Source organism: Bradyrhizobium sp. JR4.1, from assembly GCF_040548605.1.
GTDB lineage: Bacteria > Pseudomonadota > Alphaproteobacteria > Rhizobiales > Xanthobacteraceae > Bradyrhizobium > Bradyrhizobium canariense.
On sequence record NZ_JBEPRY010000028.1, the window covers coordinates 63851 to 79865 of the forward strand.

At 59.2% G+C, this 16015-nt stretch carries 14 protein-coding genes and 2 pseudogenes; 6 read left to right on the forward strand and 10 right to left on the reverse strand.

The features are described from left to right. Nucleotides 1–41: 41 nt before the first annotated feature. A complete protein-coding gene (locus tag ABIB90_RS35295; RefSeq protein ID WP_354202400.1) occupies nt 42–206 on the reverse strand; it encodes a hypothetical protein in 165 nt (54 codons plus the stop codon). A gap of 67 nt (nt 207–273) precedes the next feature. Here ABIB90_RS35295 and ABIB90_RS35300 point away from each other — a divergent pair. After that, nucleotides 274–366: pseudogene (locus ABIB90_RS35300) on the forward strand (ATP-binding protein); the annotation flags it as partial. A gap of 2584 nt (nt 367–2950) precedes the next feature. On the opposite strand, the gene ABIB90_RS35305 reads toward ABIB90_RS35300, so the two are convergent. Then, nucleotides 2951–4183 carry a diaminopropionate ammonia-lyase gene (locus ABIB90_RS35305; RefSeq protein ID WP_354202426.1) on the reverse strand — a complete coding sequence of 411 codons (1233 nt, stop codon included), beginning with the start codon at nt 4181–4183 and terminating at the stop codon, nt 2951–2953. A gap of 1942 nt (nt 4184–6125) precedes the next feature. Here ABIB90_RS35305 and ABIB90_RS35310 point away from each other — a divergent pair. Then, entirely contained in the window at nt 6126–6695 is a 570-nt protein-coding gene (locus ABIB90_RS35310) for a GNAT family N-acetyltransferase (RefSeq protein WP_035968463.1), read from the forward strand. 652 nt (nt 6696–7347) lie between these two features. On the opposite strand, the gene ABIB90_RS35315 is transcribed toward ABIB90_RS35310, so the two are convergent. The 8 genes and pseudogenes from ABIB90_RS35315 to ABIB90_RS35350 all read right to left on the reverse strand — a co-directional run bounded on the left by ABIB90_RS35315 (nt 7348) and on the right by ABIB90_RS35350 (nt 13039). Beyond that, nucleotides 7348–7632 (reverse strand): hypothetical protein, encoded by a 285-nt coding sequence (locus tag ABIB90_RS35315; RefSeq protein ID WP_354202401.1) that lies wholly within the window; start codon nt 7630–7632, stop codon nt 7348–7350. A gap of 74 nt (nt 7633–7706) precedes the next feature. Next, a complete protein-coding gene (locus tag ABIB90_RS35320) occupies nt 7707–7958 on the reverse strand; it encodes a hypothetical protein (protein ID WP_027515949.1) in 252 nt (83 codons plus the stop codon). Between the two features lie 660 nt (nt 7959–8618). Beyond that, a pseudogene (locus ABIB90_RS35325) lies at nt 8619–9043 on the reverse strand (hypothetical protein). A gap of 17 nt (nt 9044–9060) precedes the next feature. Then, entirely contained in the window at nt 9061–9282 is a 222-nt protein-coding gene (locus ABIB90_RS35330) for a hypothetical protein (protein WP_354101532.1), read from the reverse strand. Between the two features lie 530 nt (nt 9283–9812). Further along, the gene (locus ABIB90_RS35335; protein WP_027515953.1) at nt 9813–10391 is read right to left on the reverse strand and encodes an anthranilate synthase component II; all 579 of its coding nucleotides are present in this window, start codon (nt 10389–10391) and stop codon (nt 9813–9815) included. Beyond that, nucleotides 10388–11782 carry an aminodeoxychorismate synthase component I gene (gene pabB / locus ABIB90_RS35340; protein WP_354202402.1) on the reverse strand — a complete coding sequence of 465 codons (1395 nt, stop codon included), beginning with the start codon at nt 11780–11782 and terminating at the stop codon, nt 10388–10390. Before pabB ends, ABIB90_RS35335 begins: the two co-directional genes overlap by 4 nt. A gap of 111 nt (nt 11783–11893) precedes the next feature. Beyond that, nucleotides 11894–12253: a Dabb family protein gene (locus ABIB90_RS35345; protein WP_027515955.1), complete on the reverse strand. Its 360-nt coding sequence runs from the start codon at nt 12251–12253 to the stop codon at nt 11894–11896. 123 nt (nt 12254–12376) lie between these two features. Further along, nucleotides 12377–13039, reverse strand: a complete 663-nt coding sequence (locus ABIB90_RS35350) for a GntR family transcriptional regulator (RefSeq protein ID WP_027515956.1) — start codon at nt 13037–13039, stop codon at nt 12377–12379. A 118-nt stretch (nt 13040–13157) separates the two neighbouring features. On the opposite strand from ABIB90_RS35350, the gene bioB reads away from it, so the two are divergent. The 4 genes from bioB (at nt 13158) to ABIB90_RS35370 (ending at nt 15840) form a co-directional block, all read left to right on the forward strand. After that, a complete protein-coding gene (bioB, locus tag ABIB90_RS35355) occupies nt 13158–14156 on the forward strand; it encodes a biotin synthase BioB (protein ID WP_354101529.1) in 999 nt (332 codons plus the stop codon). Nucleotides 14157–14270: 114 nt separating this feature from the next. Then, on the forward strand, nt 14271–14528 hold the full coding sequence (locus tag ABIB90_RS35360) for an aspartate 1-decarboxylase (RefSeq protein ID WP_027515958.1): 258 nt from the start codon (nt 14271–14273) through the stop codon (nt 14526–14528). Nucleotides 14529–14531: 3 nt separating this feature from the next. Further along, nucleotides 14532–15686, forward strand: coding sequence for an 8-amino-7-oxononanoate synthase (locus ABIB90_RS35365; RefSeq protein WP_354202403.1), 1155 nt, complete (start codon nt 14532–14534; stop codon nt 15684–15686). Further along, nucleotides 15673–15840, forward strand: coding sequence for a hypothetical protein (locus ABIB90_RS35370; RefSeq protein ID WP_354202404.1), 168 nt, complete (start codon nt 15673–15675; stop codon nt 15838–15840). Before ABIB90_RS35365 ends, ABIB90_RS35370 begins: the two co-directional genes overlap by 14 nt. The last annotated feature ends 175 nt before the right edge of the window (nt 15841–16015 follow it).

Below are 16015 nucleotides of genomic sequence, written 5' to 3' on the forward strand. Positions count from 1 at the left end.
TCAACAGACAGCGCACGCCCCTTGCGTTCGGTCACCGGTCGTCAGTGCTTGTGACGCTCCATCTCTTTGAGGAGCACATGAAGAAAATCGCTGGCATGGTCATAGTGCGCGCCACCGTTGGTGACCTGCCGGGTGCGCGGAGCGATCATCTCACCTACCATTTCCGCCCCGAGCACCTCCGTGCGATCCGTCCAAAGCTCAAGCAAACTGTCGGGAATATCTTGGCCCGACCTGAACAGCTTCCAGCTGTGGTCGGCCGGCGCTATGAAACTGGCGCCATGCGACCGGCTGCTGCACCACAGCCATGTGCTGACGATCCGCGGTGACAGCTACCGGCTCCGCGCCAAGCGCAAGAGCGGCCTCATCAAGACGCCGACCGCCGGTGACGACCCTCCGGTCGGCTCCGCCTCCCTCCGGCCCGTCCACCGGCGGAAACAACCTTCAACCGAGATCATAATCTCAACGGTGGGGCAGTTCTTCATGACGCAAAGGGGGCAGTTCCGGCCCGCGTTTGACAGACTAGCGGCTATCCGGGCACGCAGTCTGATCGAAGCTCGTTGTAAGAGCGTGGCTAATCTCTCCAGCTCTGACGACTCTTCGCTCAAACGCTTTGCGATAAAGTCACGCTCAAATTCAGTCAGGCGGGTTTGCAATAACTGACGATATCGTTGGATGTTGTTCCGACAGGTTTGCGCACGAGCCGATCTCTCAGCGTCCGTCATCGGCATCTCATATGGGCCTCATTATGCACTTCGAAGCCTCGCTGCTTCCTCGTGCTTCGGCGGAACAGTGGCTTCATCGACTACGATCTGCTCACTTAAAATTACGCCGCCCGGCTCGAAATACAGCGTCCTGGCGGCGTTTATCAGCCGGGCCCCTGAAATTCCCAGCGGAGCGAGCATAGCAGATCACCGGTGAAGCACGTGTGAAGCAGTTCACAAAGGCCCGAAAAGAACAATGAAAGGGCCGGTTAAAGCTCCCGCTCCGTCCATTGTGACGCAGTTTGAGCGAGCTGCGACCGTCAGTGTCTACCGCGCGTTTTGCTGCATGGCCTGGAGAGCTGCGATCGAAAGATAGCCGTATCGCGGTGGACCGCAGAAGCCGGCTCAAGTGAAGAATCGCATCCATCCGGCGTGCCGGCGCCGTGCTGACAGGCGCTGTAGAGTGTTTCGATGCAGCGAAAGTTCGCGCAGATCGTCCGCATCGATTCCCCAATCAAGTTGAAGGCGCAAACCTGCGGGGCGTCTGTCGAGCTTTCCTCCACAATGAACCACCTCCGCGCTTGTCATGCGCTCTCACTGTGCTCACGGCGGTGAAGCTGCAGTTCTCGGTCGTGCACAACAATGACAAGCACGGAGCTAAAGCGGTTCGAAAGCCGGAAGCGTTGGCCTTCATTGCGGGGGCATCTCTCAAGTTACAACCGTTTTGGGTAGCGCGTGAAGGAGGTTCAATGGAAGAAACATCTATGCACCCGCAGCTCTAGCTCTGCTTTGAGTCCTCGCCTATACCGCTCCAGCCACCGCGTTTCCTGCATACCCTGATCCGCGCGGTATTGCTGGTTCGGATGCCACTGGCATGCCATATGCAAATTCATGCCATGGGACTGTCGTGACCCGCCGTTATCACCGGCACCGCATCGTAAAACCTGTCCGCGTTTGCCGCGCAAGATGACCAGCGCTAGCTCGCAACGGTGCCTCCGAGGCCATGCTTTCAAGCCTAGCTCGTCACCGAGCACTGCCGGCTAGCTAAATTCTCGCGAGTTTACCGGCCGGTCTGTGAAGCGCGCTCTCACGGCGCGGACCGGATGCTTTCTCGCCAGAACCGTGCGGAAGCTTTCCGCTTCTTCCCGCGCCCAGTCAGAGGCCGTCACCGGCCGTGAGGACCATAGCGGCGGCCCGAGGTGAGGCTCGGGCGACGTGCGGTCGGCGAGTGCGCGGAAAATCCAACCCGTGCCCGACGATTTTTTCCTCCTCCCGACATGACGAATTGAACGCGGCGCGACCGTTTCGAACGCAAGCGCCTGGAGCCTCATACCCTGACTTGCCTTCTCGAAAGAGGCTTTTTACCAAATGGGCGTTGTACCGGCTGCGAAAACGGCACCAGCTTTGTCGCGTTGCTCGAAAGGAGAGATGCAGCGTGGGCGAATTACGAGAGAACTTCAAGCGAATATGGACTTGGTTTTGGATCAGGTCTGTGGGAACTGCCAAATGGTGGTGACCACGAAAGCCGTCGGTATGTCGCCAAACAAGTGATCGAAGCGGTGCGTGCGGGAAGAACCAATCTGGGGGAGCTGACGTACGCCGGACGTCGCGCTATCGTCTATCTGAAGAATGCGCCGAACTCAGCCTAGCAGCCCCTTGTTGCCGCCCTGATCTGCCCTGCGTTCGCTCGCAAGCAAGGGCTGCTCCATATCAGCGATAAGATGGAGAACGAGCTTTAGCGCGACAAGCTTTCGTCTTGGATCTTGAGCCTGTCTTTCAGTGCTTGATGGAGAGCCCGAGCGCTGTACGATGGAGTAGCGCGCTAGCTGTTGACGTCCCTGAACACGATCAGGAAGCTTTCCGAACATCCTAAATTGTATGGACTTATTTTCTTAGCCGACAGACCTCATGGCGTTAGGGCACGTTGACGGGTGGCATGGGCGCGGTCGGGCGCGGCAGGAAAGCACTTTGGTGTTGGCCGCGTGCCGCCAACATGATGACGAAAGCCGTGAGAACGATCAGGAGTCCACGCATGTCGACAGGTTACTCAGAGTTCTAACGCAATTGAAGCACGCCAAAGTCATAGCGGCTTGCTGTAGCGGCAAGACAGCAAAGCCTGTGCTTTCACGCCGAAAACGTGCGTCCGGTCCTCGTTAGCGGCAGAAAGAATGCAGCTTATTTCGATCTTAGAATCAATCGCTGATGGCTTTTTCTTGGCCTTCTGCTGGCTTGCGTCCCCGTCATTGAGTTCACCGAAGGGGACCCGGATCATGAGCGTGCAGACGTCCAAGATTGCTTCCGGCCACTTGCGCTGGAGACTGACCTACGAGTTCTTCGTAAAGGTCAGGATCGGTCGCACCCTCGGTATTGATGAGGAAGACCCGTGCTTCAGGTCCAAGACCAATCTGGCCACGCAGGGTCGAATTGGCAGCAACTTTGAGCAACCCTGCCATACCAGCCCCGCCACTTTCGCCTGCAACGACAGCTGGGTCACCGTCCCTGGGATTGGCCAAACGCTTCATGACGCTGACGGCGTCCTCGTCATCGACGATCATAAAAGCGTCGGCTGCGCGCGAAAGGATGCGCCAAGCGATGAGCGAAGGTTCGTAGCATTCGAGCATCGCCATCACTGTCGTCTGCCTATGAGCTACCTTGACGGGATACCCGGCGCGAGCGCTTTCAAATAGGCACGCTGCGCGCGATGGGTCGACAACCGTGAAGAACGGGCGATTATCACCTAACAAGACCGAAAAACGTCCGGCGATCGCTGCCGCGATTCCACCGACCCCTGCCTGGACGAAGACGTGGGTCGGGGGTTCGGGCAGCTGTCGTAGTGCTTCACTCAGGAGCGCGGTATACCCCTGCATCACCAAACCAGGGATACGCTCGTAGCCCGGCCAGGACGTGTCGGACACCGTGGTCCAGCCGTTCTCTGCGGCAACTCGGGATGCTTGAGCAACCGAGTCATCATAGTTGCCGTTGACGCGGATCATCTGCGCGCCATATCGGACGATCGCTGCGATACGCTGTTGGCTGACGCCGGAGTGGACGAATATAGCACAGTTCGCCCCCACCAGCTGGGCGCCCTGCGCTACTGACCTGCCATGGTTACCATCCGTAGCGCAGGATACCGTCATTTCACGTGCTACCGCCTTCACCTCAGGCGCATGAAGCTCCGACACGTCAACAGCCCTGCCGAGGCGCCGAGTCGCTGCTTCTAAGACGAGCCGGATCACCGCATAGGAACCGCCCAAAGCCTTGAAACTGCCAAGGCCGAGCCGATGGCCCTCGTCCTTGACTTGGATCGAGCCCACGCCAATCTCATTTGCGAGCCCCGGCAAAGAAATCAGGGGTGTTTCCTTGTGGCCATTGCGACATCTAAGAAACCGCTCCACTTCTCGCGCGGCTTCGCAACTGAGCATGTTGGCATCCGCACCGTCTAGAGGCGCGCGGTGGTCGATGCGATGGTTAAGATACAACATGGTTCGAGTTCCTGGGCGCAGATCTAGCGATCGCGCCGCTGCCTGGGAAAGAATAGCGGCAATACCGGCCATGTCACGCTTCTCCCTAATCCGCAGGAATGGGCGGCCGCTCTCAATGAGGACCGTGATGGGATCGGGTGGGGGGGCTGCATGTTCAAGACCGTCGGAGAGCTTCATCGCCATCTCTTACCTCGTTTCGCGCAGCACTCTCGTTTCGTGCACGAGCGTCAGCCTGTGCAGCAGCTCAATGATATCCGTGCGGAGGGGCCGCGAATAGCCATAGCCATCTTCCAGTCCGTGGGCGGGCGTACAGACGAGGTCGTGCAAGGCAAGCAAGCTTTGCACCTGGCTCGACAGACCAGAGGGTGGCACTGCCGTGCGCGCGGACATTGGCGAGCAAATATCAAAATGAGCACGCGGATGGAGCTCGCCCGATCCGCGTTCCTCCTCGTCCTTGCGCCCAAGGCGTGGCGGAAGTCCTTTCAACGGAGGTATGCAATGCTGCCGTTGCCACGCGGCCTCACAGCTGTTGGCTCAGCAGCTTTTTCGGCCCGATCCAGAGTAGGCTGATTAGATGCGCGGCTAGCGCGCCGCCCGAGCGCAGCATGGATTTGCGCAAAACCCCCTAGCGACAGGCTGCTGGGTCCGTATGTTTCCTGCAAACATCCTACGCTGTGGTGCCGCCGAGCTGGAAACGCACGCGCTCGGTTATTTCCTCTCGCTCCATCTTATTGAAAGCGGGGCTGAGCATCATCCTTGCTCACCGAACAATCGTGCGCGCCGCGACGCCCCGGTACGGCAAGCTCGGTAAGAACAATCAAATCCAAAGCTGGCACAAGATGTTCGTTCCGGCGGCGCAGATGTTCGAATAGGTTCACTGTGCACCGGCACGCTGAACCGTTTCGAGGGGCGGGAAGCGTCTTTTCTAGGCCGCGCGCTTGGACTGCGGGTCAGACCGGATCAGATCAAAGAGCGCCTTTATCGCGCTCGAAAGGTAGACATCCTTTCGTCCTACGAACACGGTCTCTACCATAGCATGTTCGGCCGGTGACTAGTGGATTGCGACTCTGCCGCCCCCCAAGCGGGAGCGAGGATGCCTTGCGGCATAAATATCACGCCGAGTCCCGCGAGACGCAGCTGATGATGGGTCAAGGGAGCCGAACTCTTTGTGGTTGGCTTTCCTACGGTAGCTGCACGACAACGGCTATCATGTCGTTCACATCACTCCGACCGCAATGCCGCAAATGAATGCCGAAGCACATTGATGGCGGAATATCACGGCAGCGCTGACTGACTGGGTGATCTCCAACTAAGCTTTCGCTCATGCTAGGCGGTCTAATCACAGAGGGGGATCGCGCCTGAAACGTTTCCGGCAGCCTCGGTTATAGGATGATACCACCCGCAAAGTGACTTAGTAGGTCACTTCAGCCGTCTGCCTCATCCTTCCGTTCGCGCGCGCTGGCAGGAGTCGTCAGCGCGATAGCCGCTCCGTATATTCGTCGCGCGGCAACAATTGGCGCGTCCGATGAGAAATAAGAAAAACTGATTATCTAGACACAACCAAGAACAGGGTGTCTTGGACTGGCGCGTTCGACAATTCTCTGAGAACATTGATGTCATGATACCGGTCTGGGACGCTCAGGATGAACAATTCGGTTATCACCGCGCGCCGATTAGCGTTCCTGCCCCGACGCGCGTGGTGCGACACGCGGGTCTAAAGCAGAAGAGAGCGCTCCGTGCGACCATGACGATGGTCGACAAATTATCGTTCGGCTCTCTGAGATAGTTTTGGAGCGGCACGAGGACGTATCACCTCAATGTGAACTAGAGCGTCATCTGACTTTCAACCGTGCGGCCTATCTGCCTTGAATCGGGTGTTGCGGCAGTCTCGTCCGCCGCTGGGCCAGGTCGTATGTTGGTTAAACTTGGAAGAGGATATGACATGGTTACCACGCGTAAAGTGTCTATCGATGACGCCGCAACGGTGACCCACATGGTTTCTGCCCTACTTGCCGAACTTGAGGGCGGACAAAAGCAGGGCGGACTAGATACCCAGCTGGCTGTCGACCTCCTAGCCATGAAAGAGCGGGTTTATGGGTTTGTGGCTTTCACGGAGGCACGCCCGGTCGGCCTCATTATGTTGTCGGAAAGCGCCGCCCTTTTTGCGGGCGGAACCTACGGCATTATCACCGAACTCTATGTGGTGCCGGATCAGCGATCGTCTGGGGTCGCGATGCGTCTCATTGAGGCTGCGGTTGGCCTGGGGACGGTAAAGGGCTGGGGCCAGCTTGAAGTCGGGGCGCCGAGGCAACCCATCTGGAGCCGTAGCCCCACCTCAGCATTGTACCTGAAGGCCGGTTTTGCAGAGATCGGCCCACGCCTCAAGTTGCCGTTACACGGCTTAGCCAGTCAACGTGAGAAACGTAATGCTGCAGGGAGATCGCGGTTAGATCCTCGGCGGCAACGCGCGCTAAGCCGCCGTATCCCGGATTCGTCCTCGAGATTTGCGTGAGGTCGATTTGCCAGCGCTCGGTTGACTCGCGATGGAGTTTGTAGTGCCAGTTTGGGTCCGGCCGACAAGTCGGAGAGCACCGCCGTATCCCAAACCCTCTTTTTGAGTGAGCCGATCCGCGTGCCCAGCTCTGAACCTCGTCCCCGCGGGTGCTTCTTGCGTGGCGTGAGCCTTGTGTAAGGGCCGAACGCTGGCCAGTTCTCCCGGGGCGTACGGATGGAACGGCTTACACAAGGCTCACGAACTCGCCCTATCGCCATAGCAGCTCGTTGGGCGGGATGCGGATCGACGTGCCAGACCCCCGCTCGCAACTTTCCTAATCTGGCCGCGGCCGCTCTGATCAAATCGTCTGGATCATGACGATCGGTAGGGCATGCGTCCGCCGGTAGCGTCAGCCCGACGGTCCCGGTACCGCCCACGGCCTCCTCGTATTAGCACCCGCCCCGCCCCGCCAGCGCTAGCATGCGCCCAAGGACAATCTCACAGAGCAAGTCGGAGCGCCCCTCGATCTTGCGAGCAATGTCGCGGATGACGCCGCCGAGATAGGTTCTGAGCCGGCGGCGCGGAAGTGTGCATGCCGAGATACCGGGTGCAGAAACCTACGCATCGGCCCAATTTACGGCTCCGTCGGCTTGAAGAGGCCGCGGTTTAGCTACCTGGCTGGCGCATTTTTGCGATCACGGACGTGGCAAAACTTTCCCTCTCGCACGCGACGCTGGTGAGCTCGGAAGTTCTCGACACGCTTGCTGATCTCAACGCGCTCTGAGCCGACCCAGTCGATTGGTCCGAACTGCGGCGGCGCCATGCTCTCGCGCATTGGCGCCGACGCAGGAACAGCCGGCGACAAGCTGGTGATGGTGATCTCGGCGGCAACCGTCTTTGCGAACGCATCGGTCTGCGCCCGCAGCGCTTTCAGTTCGGCTTGCCAATCACTCATGATGTCTCCCCAAGGGTCCTCTATACGACAAACCCTTTCATTGCGCGAGCCCTATTGTGTTTGGACTTAGGGGCTCAGGCCGCGCGCTGCTGGCTCGATCTCTCTCTTTCTTCGAGCAAGCTAATCGTCGACATGAGCTTGTCTCGACGTGCACGCAGGTTGTGCGCAAGCATCGGATAGGTAGGCTGCCGCACGTCGTACACGCCAGCTTTAGCTTCTTCCTCGACAATGTCGGAGTTCATAAGCCGGACGCGCCAACACAGATCGGCGATCAGGGCGTTGCGACGTAGCTCTCCGGTGGTGCCGGAGCGGGACACTTCTTGCATTGTTTTGCCTCGACCTGAAACGGGGCCTCCCTTGTCGCGGGCGATTTAGGCCGGATGAGCAAGCGGAATGCCACGTGCTCTCCGCGAGAGTGATCGGTTCCGGAAATAACCAGCGGCCGTGCCATCAAGCTTAATTTTGGAGTTCGATTGCGAGCGCGGCGTTGACCAATAAGATGGGCGCCCCGGACATGCCCCCGTCGGGTCCAGCACGACGAATTCCGCGCGCCATAATACCCGGCCGTGGACTTCGTTCAGCGCTGAGGCGATGTCGCGAGTTCCAGATTCAAGCAGCCGGACGGAGCGCACGACCTGGTCGAGATACGACGACAGATCACGGTTCTGCGAAGCCGGCACTCTGACGATGCTCGCGTCACATATCTGTTGAACAGGTTGCTGATCAAGCTTGCGTATCTCACCGAGCCGGAGAGCATTGCCCACGCACAACGGCTGCGCGACGCCTTCGAACGGACAATGGCCGAGGTTGAGAAAAGCCCTAGCGCGAAATCCGCGCAAGCCATTCGGGTGACGCTAATGGAAGATCGCATTGCAACAAAACGCCAGTCTACCGACGGCTTACTGCCAGCCCTCGTTTCGCATACCGGCGCCTTTGGCGGCGAGGGCGTCGCTGGCCCGCAGCGAGCGGCCCCACCCACGAGCAGGCTAGTAGGCGCGCCGCAGTAGCCCTGGGAGCCGAATAGGGTTCGGATAGAATCTATTCGCAACCGCGAGCACGGCCAATCATCGGTTTCGAGCGCGATCTTTTGAGCGAGCATGATGTCGCCAGCCACCAGGGGACGTTCGGGAACAAAGCACCACCCGATCTTAGGCTGACCTTGTTCGTCGACCTCCAAAACATTGCTCACGCTGGCCTGGTAGATTCGATATCGTCGACCCGTGTGAGAGCCCGTGACCTCGAAATAGCCCTCGGCATCAAATTGCGCACGCTGCTCTGGAGATAACCAATCCCGCAGAAGACGCCGCGCACGCGCTTCCGGGCCGTTTTGCTCAATGAAGCTCCCGTAGAGCAAGCGCAGGGCACGCAAACGCGCACGACAGCCGACCCCATTGCGCCTGAACAAAAACATTTGCCGTGCCGTGTTAGCTAACCACCGACGAGGCGCGGATAGAACAGCGTCTCATCGGCAGTCGGGTCGAATGACCGTGTGACCTTGAGCTCGCCGGGCGACGTCCGGGTGGCAGCGGTAAATCCTTGCCCCGTCAGCTCCTTGAAGCGCTTTTCAGCCTGGGCCAGCCCCGTCGGGGCGGTTTGCTCAAAGATATGTCGGGTGTCGCCCGTGTGGTCCATCACGATCTGAATGGCCATGAAATAGAACTCCGCAATTTCTAGCCCCTGTGACGAAGAACCTTGCAGCTCGGAATAGTGTTCCTATGTCGCTCGAAAATATGAGTGTTCTCACTGACGCGCGGGTAACCCATAGCCGTAGCTGCACAGCCCTGACGTGCCGCATTCACTCGAACGGGCGTCGGCGTGTTCAACAAGATGCTCTCCCAGCCGTCGGGCTCAGAGCTTCAAGACCATCAGCGGCACAGGTCCAGCACCTTTCGTCCGGGGCACTGCGCACCAGAATTCCGAGAACTCGTCTTCGGCTCGCGCCCGGAAGGACGCGTACATCGTTGCTGTCGGGCCTCGCTCCACGAATTGGCTTTAGTTCTTCTCGTCGTCAATCTGCACCATGGCTCATACTTCTTTCTGACGATGATGCCGCTATGCGATCCGACTACCCTTCTGCCTCCACCGCCATGGGCCAGCGGCTTCCTCCATTTCGTGCCGCCTCATCCAAGTGACGACCTCGCCACGAGCCAGGAAGGATTCCTGATACCCGATCGCCACGCTCATGAAGTCTCTGCAAGTCGCAGAAAATTCATGAGCAAGGCGTGCCCTTCCTTTGTAAGTATCGATTCCGGATGGAACTGCACGCCATAGGTTGGTTGATGGCGATGTGCAACGGCCATGATCTCGCCTTCGTCTGAACGCGCGGTGACCGTGAGGTGCGGCGCGCAGGCCTCATCGAGCTCGACAACGAGAGAATGGTAGCGCCCGACGCAAAGTGGAAACGGGAGGTCCTGGAATAGCCCAAGGCCGTCATGCGTTACGTACGAGGACCGGCCGTGCATAGGGCGACGTGCACGCGCGACGCGTCCGCCGAAAACGCTGCCAATACACTGGTGTCCGAGGCAGATGCCCAGAATTGGGAGCCGCCCGGAAAGTTCGCGGATGACGGCGGTAGATATTCCGGCTTCCATTGGAGTGCATGGACCGGGGGAGATAACGATGGCGCGCGGCTTGAGGCCAACAAGGTCGCTCACGCCGACCGCGTCGTTCCGGAACACCTCGGTTGCTTGACCGAGTCTGCGGAAATACCGCGCAATGTTGAAGACGAAAGAGTCGTAATTGTCGATGATGACGATCAAAATGCACCGGGCGTTTCAGCACCAAATGCATCAAACATCCGCTGCGCCTTGGCGAGCGTCTCTTCGTATTCGGCCTCTGGCTCCGACATCGCGGTTATACCGCTACCGGCGTGAAACACCGCCAATTCGTCATCGATCGTGACAGTGCGGATCGCAATGTTCGTATCCATGTATCCGTTGAAACCGATGAAGCCGATCGCCCCACAATAGACCTCTCGCGCCACACCCTCGATGTCCGCAATAATCTCCATCGCGCGGACCTTCGGTGCCCCTGTAATGGAACCGCCGGGGAAGCAAGCTCGAAGGAGGGTAACGGCGTCTTGGCGTTCTGAAAGTTCACCCGTGACGACTGACACGAGGTGGTGCACTGAGGCATAGGATTCGAGCTTGCACAAGGCTGGAACGTCGATCGAATCCACAGTGCAAACGCGAGATAGATCATTTCGCAACAGGTCGACGATCATAGTGTTCTCTGCGCGGTCCTTTTCGGACGCGACCAGCATATCAGCGCGGCGCTCGTCTTCCTTGGAATCAGAGGATCGCGCGATCGTACCTTTGATGGGGCGCGTTTCGACCTGCCGTCCGTCAAGCTTCAGAAGTCGTTCCGGCGAGCTCGACGCGATGGTGAGCTTGCCGTAGCGCAGCAGGGCTGCAAAGGGGGCTGGGTTTAATGATCGGAGCCGGCAGTAGAACGAGATGGGATCGAATGAAGTCGAGATCTCCGCGCTGAAGCGTTGCGCAATGTTGGCTTGGAAGACGTCGCCGGCCAGAATCAAATCGATAACGCGCTGTACCGCCGCAATATAATCCTCATGACTGAAATTCGAACGCCATCTGCCCGATGTGACCAGGGAGTCATTCCGCGGCGCTTTTGGGCCGGCAAGGAGGGCTGCAAACTCATCGGCTCGCCCGCGTGCACGCTTGTTTCGTCGCGCCGGATCCTGCTCCGGCCATCCACTAGAAAAGATCCAGCATCGGTGGTCGCGATGATCGAAGCTGATGACCACGTCATAAAGATGCAGCATGGATTGGGGCAACTGCTGACCAGGAGCTGCCGGCGCCGGTAATCGCTCCAGTGTCCTGTTCAGATCGTAACTCAAGAAGCCGGCCGCGCCTCCCTGGAACGGCGGGAGATCGGGGCGATGCTCTTGGCGAAACCTGGCCAGCAGGGTGCGAAGAGCTTCCCATGGATCGCCATCGAGCGCCTCTCCATTGCAACTCGCCTGTCCGTCAACGACCGTGTAAGTGCTGAAGGGGTCGCAGGTCAGATATGAATAGCGCCCTAGTAACTCATGGCTTGCTGCGCTGTCGAGAAATGTAAGGTGCGATCGATGCGCCAGACATTGCATCCCAATGATGGGCTCGATCCACTGCAGTTCGCGGACGTGCATCGCCCTGTCAGTCACCGGACGGCCGGCGCGCTCGGAGGTGCGCTTTTGATCCCCGCCCCAACGAGAGCGAGCTCATCTCGGGCCCGCAAAGTCTTGAGATCGATTGTCAGGTTAATCCCCGCCGGTGGAATCAATGCGCAGAGCCTTCGAACTTATCACTGACGTTGATACGCAACGCTCGCCTGTTGGTACATTGTAGTCGGCCGCGAACCGCAACTCCCTGAGTGGTCGTACCCGCCTGATCGATTCCTGGTAGAGATCATGCGCTTTGTAGGCTGCGAGCTCCGTCTCGTTATCGAACTCACCATAGACCACGACGTCGATGTCGTTGCCGAGCTGGTCGGTCTTGCGGTTGCGAGCGACCTCGAGCCGGCGTGCATGTGGGATTGTGGTGAGAACCCGGAGCCCTTGGATGATCTGGTCGATATGGGCCTGATCCTTGGCGCTAAACAAGACGATGTGACGAATCATGGGTGCCGCAGTGTGTGATATCGCTAGATTGGTCGCATAACTATCCTGCGATTGATCTCGGCGCAACCACACCTCATGCCACGCGCAAGACCGGATTGAGGACAATGTTGCGAAGGGTCGAGCTCAGGTCGCCAGATCGCATCCTGCAGCGGAGGCGGGAAGGGCAAGGCGCTCGATCGTTTGGATGTGGCGTGCAAGCAGATTGCAGGCGTGCTCGACGTTGCGCGCCCGCAGCGCCTGCAGGATCAGGCGATGATCCTGATTCGACCTCGGGCGCCAGCCGGCGCTTCGTGCCATAGCGAACACCATTCGAGAATTCGCAAGCTGCAATCCGTCGAGGCTCGCGAGCAGGCGCGGCATCGCGCATGGCGCGACCAGCGCGCGGTGAAACGCGCGGTTGGCCATCTCAAACTCCTCAATCGTCTGGGCGTCGTCTCCTTCAATCAGGACGCGTTCGATCCGTGCCAAATGCTGCGAGGTGAGCTTTGGAGCCGCATTGCGCAACGCGACCACTTCGAGCGCCGCACGCATTTCGGCAATCTCCTTCAAGGACTTGGTATCGAGCGGCGCAACCCGTACCCCGCGACGGGGCTGCGCTACGACAAGATGTTGGGCCTCGAGCTGCCGAAATGCCTCGCGCACCGGGACGTGGCTTGAATTGAATTCCCGCGCGACATGATCCTGCCGGAGTGGGGCGTCGGGCTGCAGCTCGCCGCTGATAATGCGCTGGCCGATCGCGTCGGCAATGCGCGCCGCAGTCGTCGCATTTTGGTCGGGAATAATCATAGATTATCTATCGCAAAACGGGGTGCATGAGCAGGTCGCATCGGTTAGCATCACTCCAGATCTACAGTTCATAGATAATTTCGCTCATTATCTATGATGGAATGCTAAGGCAAGTTTGATGATTGCTGCGGTGAAGATGGACCGGCACGGTGCCGGAAATAGCGGGCCGCTCCGCGGTGACTGGGCGCGTGCCGAGGCCGAAGCGCTTTATGCTTTGCCGTTTGCCGAGTTGATGTTTCGCGCGCAGCGCGCTCATCGGGACAACTTCGACCCAAACCACGTCGAGACTGCAAGCCTGCTCAGCATCAAGACCGGTGGTTGTCCGGAAGACTGCGGCTATTGCTCGCAAAGCGCACATTACCACACCGGGCTGAAAGCGACCCGCATGATGGATTGCGCCGATGTGGTCGCCGCCGCGCAACGCGCTAACGATGCTGGGGCCACTCGCTTCTGCATGGCTGCGGCGTGGCGCAGCCCAAAGGACCGGGACGTCGATTCGGTCTGTGAGATGATCAGGGCGGTCAAGGCGCTTGGCATGCAAACCTGCGTTACACTTGGCATGCTGACGTCGAGGCAGGCCGCTCGGCTCGCCTCAGCCGGGCTCGACTTCTACAACCACAACGTCGACAGCTCACCGGATTTCTATGACAAGATCATCACCACCCGCACCTTGCAGGATCGGATCGACACTCTTGAACATGTGCGCGCTGCCGGCATCAAGGTCTGCTGCGGCGGCATTGTCGGCTTGGGCGAGCGTGTCCAGGACCGCCTCGCCATGCTGGTCCTACTCGCCAATCTTCCGAAGCACCCGGAGAGCGTTCCAATTAACCTCTGGAACGAGGTCGAAGGTGTGCCGGTCAATGGCACCGCAGAGCGCCCCGATCCGATCGCACTGGTGCGACTGATAGCGACCGCCCGGCTTATGATGCCGAAGAGCGTCGTGCGGTTGTCCGCTGGACGCCAATACATGAGCGACGAACTGCAGGCCCTATGCTTTCTGGCCGGCGCAAACTCCATCTTCATCGGCGATGTGCTGTTGACGACTAAGAACCCGCAGCGCGGCCGTGATGCGAACTTGCTGGACCGACTCGGCATTACGTCCGGGCTTACGAAGTGAAAACAGGCAGCGAGCACGCTTTGCCGCAAACCGAGCGTAAGTGGCAAATGCAGATTACCTTAATGCAAGGCAAAATCCATCGCGCCTCGCTGGCTGGAGCCGATCTGGACAGTGATGGCTCGGTTTCAATTGCTGCTGGATGCGGCAGGAGTCCTGATCCACGGACGCGTCGAGATCTACAAATTGAAAGCCGGGGCGCGCTTCGCGACCTATGTGGTGGAAGCCGACGACTCTTTTGACGAGACGGAAGCAAGCCGCACGTTGTGCTCGTTGATCGAGAAACTTGCATTCTGCCAGGTTGAAGCCAAGAGGCCGATGTTTGAGCTCGTTCTAGGCGGCCATTACAATTTCTTTGCGCGATGTGGGAGTTGAAGCGTGACGTTAAGCCTTGGCGTCAAGGTTGCCGATTATGTCGCGGCGTTGCAGGTCCTGAACGAAGACGACCGACTGCGCAGCCTCAAGCCGCGCAGCGGGGTCGATTTCACATCGAATGATTATCTGGCGCTGGCGAGCGCGCCGCGCATGAAAAAGGCTATCACGGCCGCGCTCGAGGCGGGGACCCCGATCGGGGCCGGCGGGTCGCGGCTGCTGCGTGGCAATTGCGACGAACACGAAAGTCTCGAGGCGGAAGCAGCTCAGTTCTTTGGGGCGGACGCGGCGCTTTTCTTTGCCGGCGGCTATGTCGCAAATTTTGCAGTCCTGACAACACTGCCCCAGCGGGGTGATCTGCTTGTTCTCGATTCTCTTGTGCACGCAAGCGTTCATGAAGGAGCGCGTGCTGGCCGGGCCGAGTTTCGTCTAAGCGCCCATAATGATCCTCAGTCGGTCGAAAGCACAATTTGTGACTGGCGGGCTGCGGGCGGAACCGGTCGCGTCTGGATCGTGGTTGAAAGTCTCTACAGCATGGATGGCGATTTCGCCCCGCTCAAAGAACTGATCGCGATCGCCGATCGCCATGATGCGTTTGTCGTAGTGGATGAGGCCCATGCCACGGGCGTTTACGGCGAGCAGGGTCGAGGGCTCACCGCGCCTTATCAAAGGCGCGAGAACCTCTTGGTTGTCCATACCTGCGGCAAAGCACTGGGAGCGGCCGGCGCGCTTGTCACGGCCGCAGGCGTGCTGCGCGACTTCCTGGTCAACCGCTGCCGTCCATTCATCTTCGCCACCGCGCCCTCGCCATTGATGGCAGTCGCCGTGCGGGAGGCATTGCTGATCCTGCGGGAGGAGCCCGGGCGGCAGCAGCGTTTGGCCAAGCTGGTCGCGTTCACGCATCGAGAGATTGGCGCGCGCGGCGGGCGAAGTCCCTCGGACTCGCAGATCGTGCCCTATATTGTGGGCGACAACGCGCGTGCGATGCGGCTCGCATCGAGACTGCAGGCGCGCGGCTTCGATATTCGCGCGATCCGGCCGCCAACCGTGCCGGCGGGCACGGCTCGTCTGCGAATTTCACTGACGCTTAACATGGCGGAGGATGACGTGCGTGCAATGCTCGATGCTCTGTTCGAGGAGACAAGAGATGGAGCTCGATGATCACAGATTCGTGGTGGCTTATACGGCGTACCGGGATGAGAAAAACGTTTTTGCGGCCGGGTTCACCCATCTCTTCGGTGCAATCCTCTTGCAAACCATTCAGGCCGGCCGCCCGAACGGGAGCCGGTGGAACTCGTCCACGGCTGGGCAGTGAAGCGTTCCGACGCTTAGAACGCCCCTCGTTGTTTGCTTAAGTACCCCCGCAGGCCTCGACGCTTGTCACATGAAAGCTTTGCATTCTCCGAATTAGCTACGGAATTCGGCAGCGAACGGCCCAGCAATAGGGAAATTCGGCTGAGCGCCCCGGCAATAATGGGTGCAAAAGATGA

What these genes read in the sequence shown, in the direction of transcription:
- ABIB90_RS35320 (WP_027515949.1), bottom strand. Translation starts at nt 7,958, where the DNA reads ATGCAAGAAGTGTCCCGCTCCGGCACCACCGGAGAGCTACGTCGCAAC.
- ABIB90_RS35315 (WP_354202401.1), bottom strand. Translation starts at nt 7,632, where the DNA reads ATGAGTGATTGGCAAGCCGAACTGAAAGCGCTGCGGGCGCAGACCGAT.
- ABIB90_RS35345 (WP_027515955.1), bottom strand. Translation starts at nt 12,253, where the DNA reads ATGATTCGTCACATCGTCTTGTTTAGCGCCAAGGATCAGGCCCATATC.
- pabB (WP_354202402.1), bottom strand. Translation starts at nt 11,782, where the DNA reads ATGCACGTCCGCGAACTGCAGTGGATCGAGCCCATCATTGGGATGCAA.
- ABIB90_RS35305 (WP_354202426.1), bottom strand. Translation starts at nt 4,183, where the DNA reads ATGTTGTATCTTAACCATCGCATCGACCACCGCGCGCCTCTAGACGGT.
- ABIB90_RS35360 (WP_027515958.1), top strand. Translation starts at nt 14,271, where the DNA reads ATGGCTCGGTTTCAATTGCTGCTGGATGCGGCAGGAGTCCTGATCCAC.
- ABIB90_RS35350 (WP_027515956.1), bottom strand. Translation starts at nt 13,039, where the DNA reads ATGATTATTCCCGACCAAAATGCGACGACTGCGGCGCGCATTGCCGAC.
- ABIB90_RS35330 (WP_354101532.1), bottom strand. Translation starts at nt 9,282, where the DNA reads ATGGCCATTCAGATCGTGATGGACCACACGGGCGACACCCGACATATC.
- bioB (WP_354101529.1), top strand. Translation starts at nt 13,158, where the DNA reads ATGATTGCTGCGGTGAAGATGGACCGGCACGGTGCCGGAAATAGCGGG.
- ABIB90_RS35310 (WP_035968463.1), top strand. Translation starts at nt 6,126, where the DNA reads ATGGTTACCACGCGTAAAGTGTCTATCGATGACGCCGCAACGGTGACC.
- ABIB90_RS35370 (WP_354202404.1), top strand. Translation starts at nt 15,673, where the DNA reads ATGGAGCTCGATGATCACAGATTCGTGGTGGCTTATACGGCGTACCGG.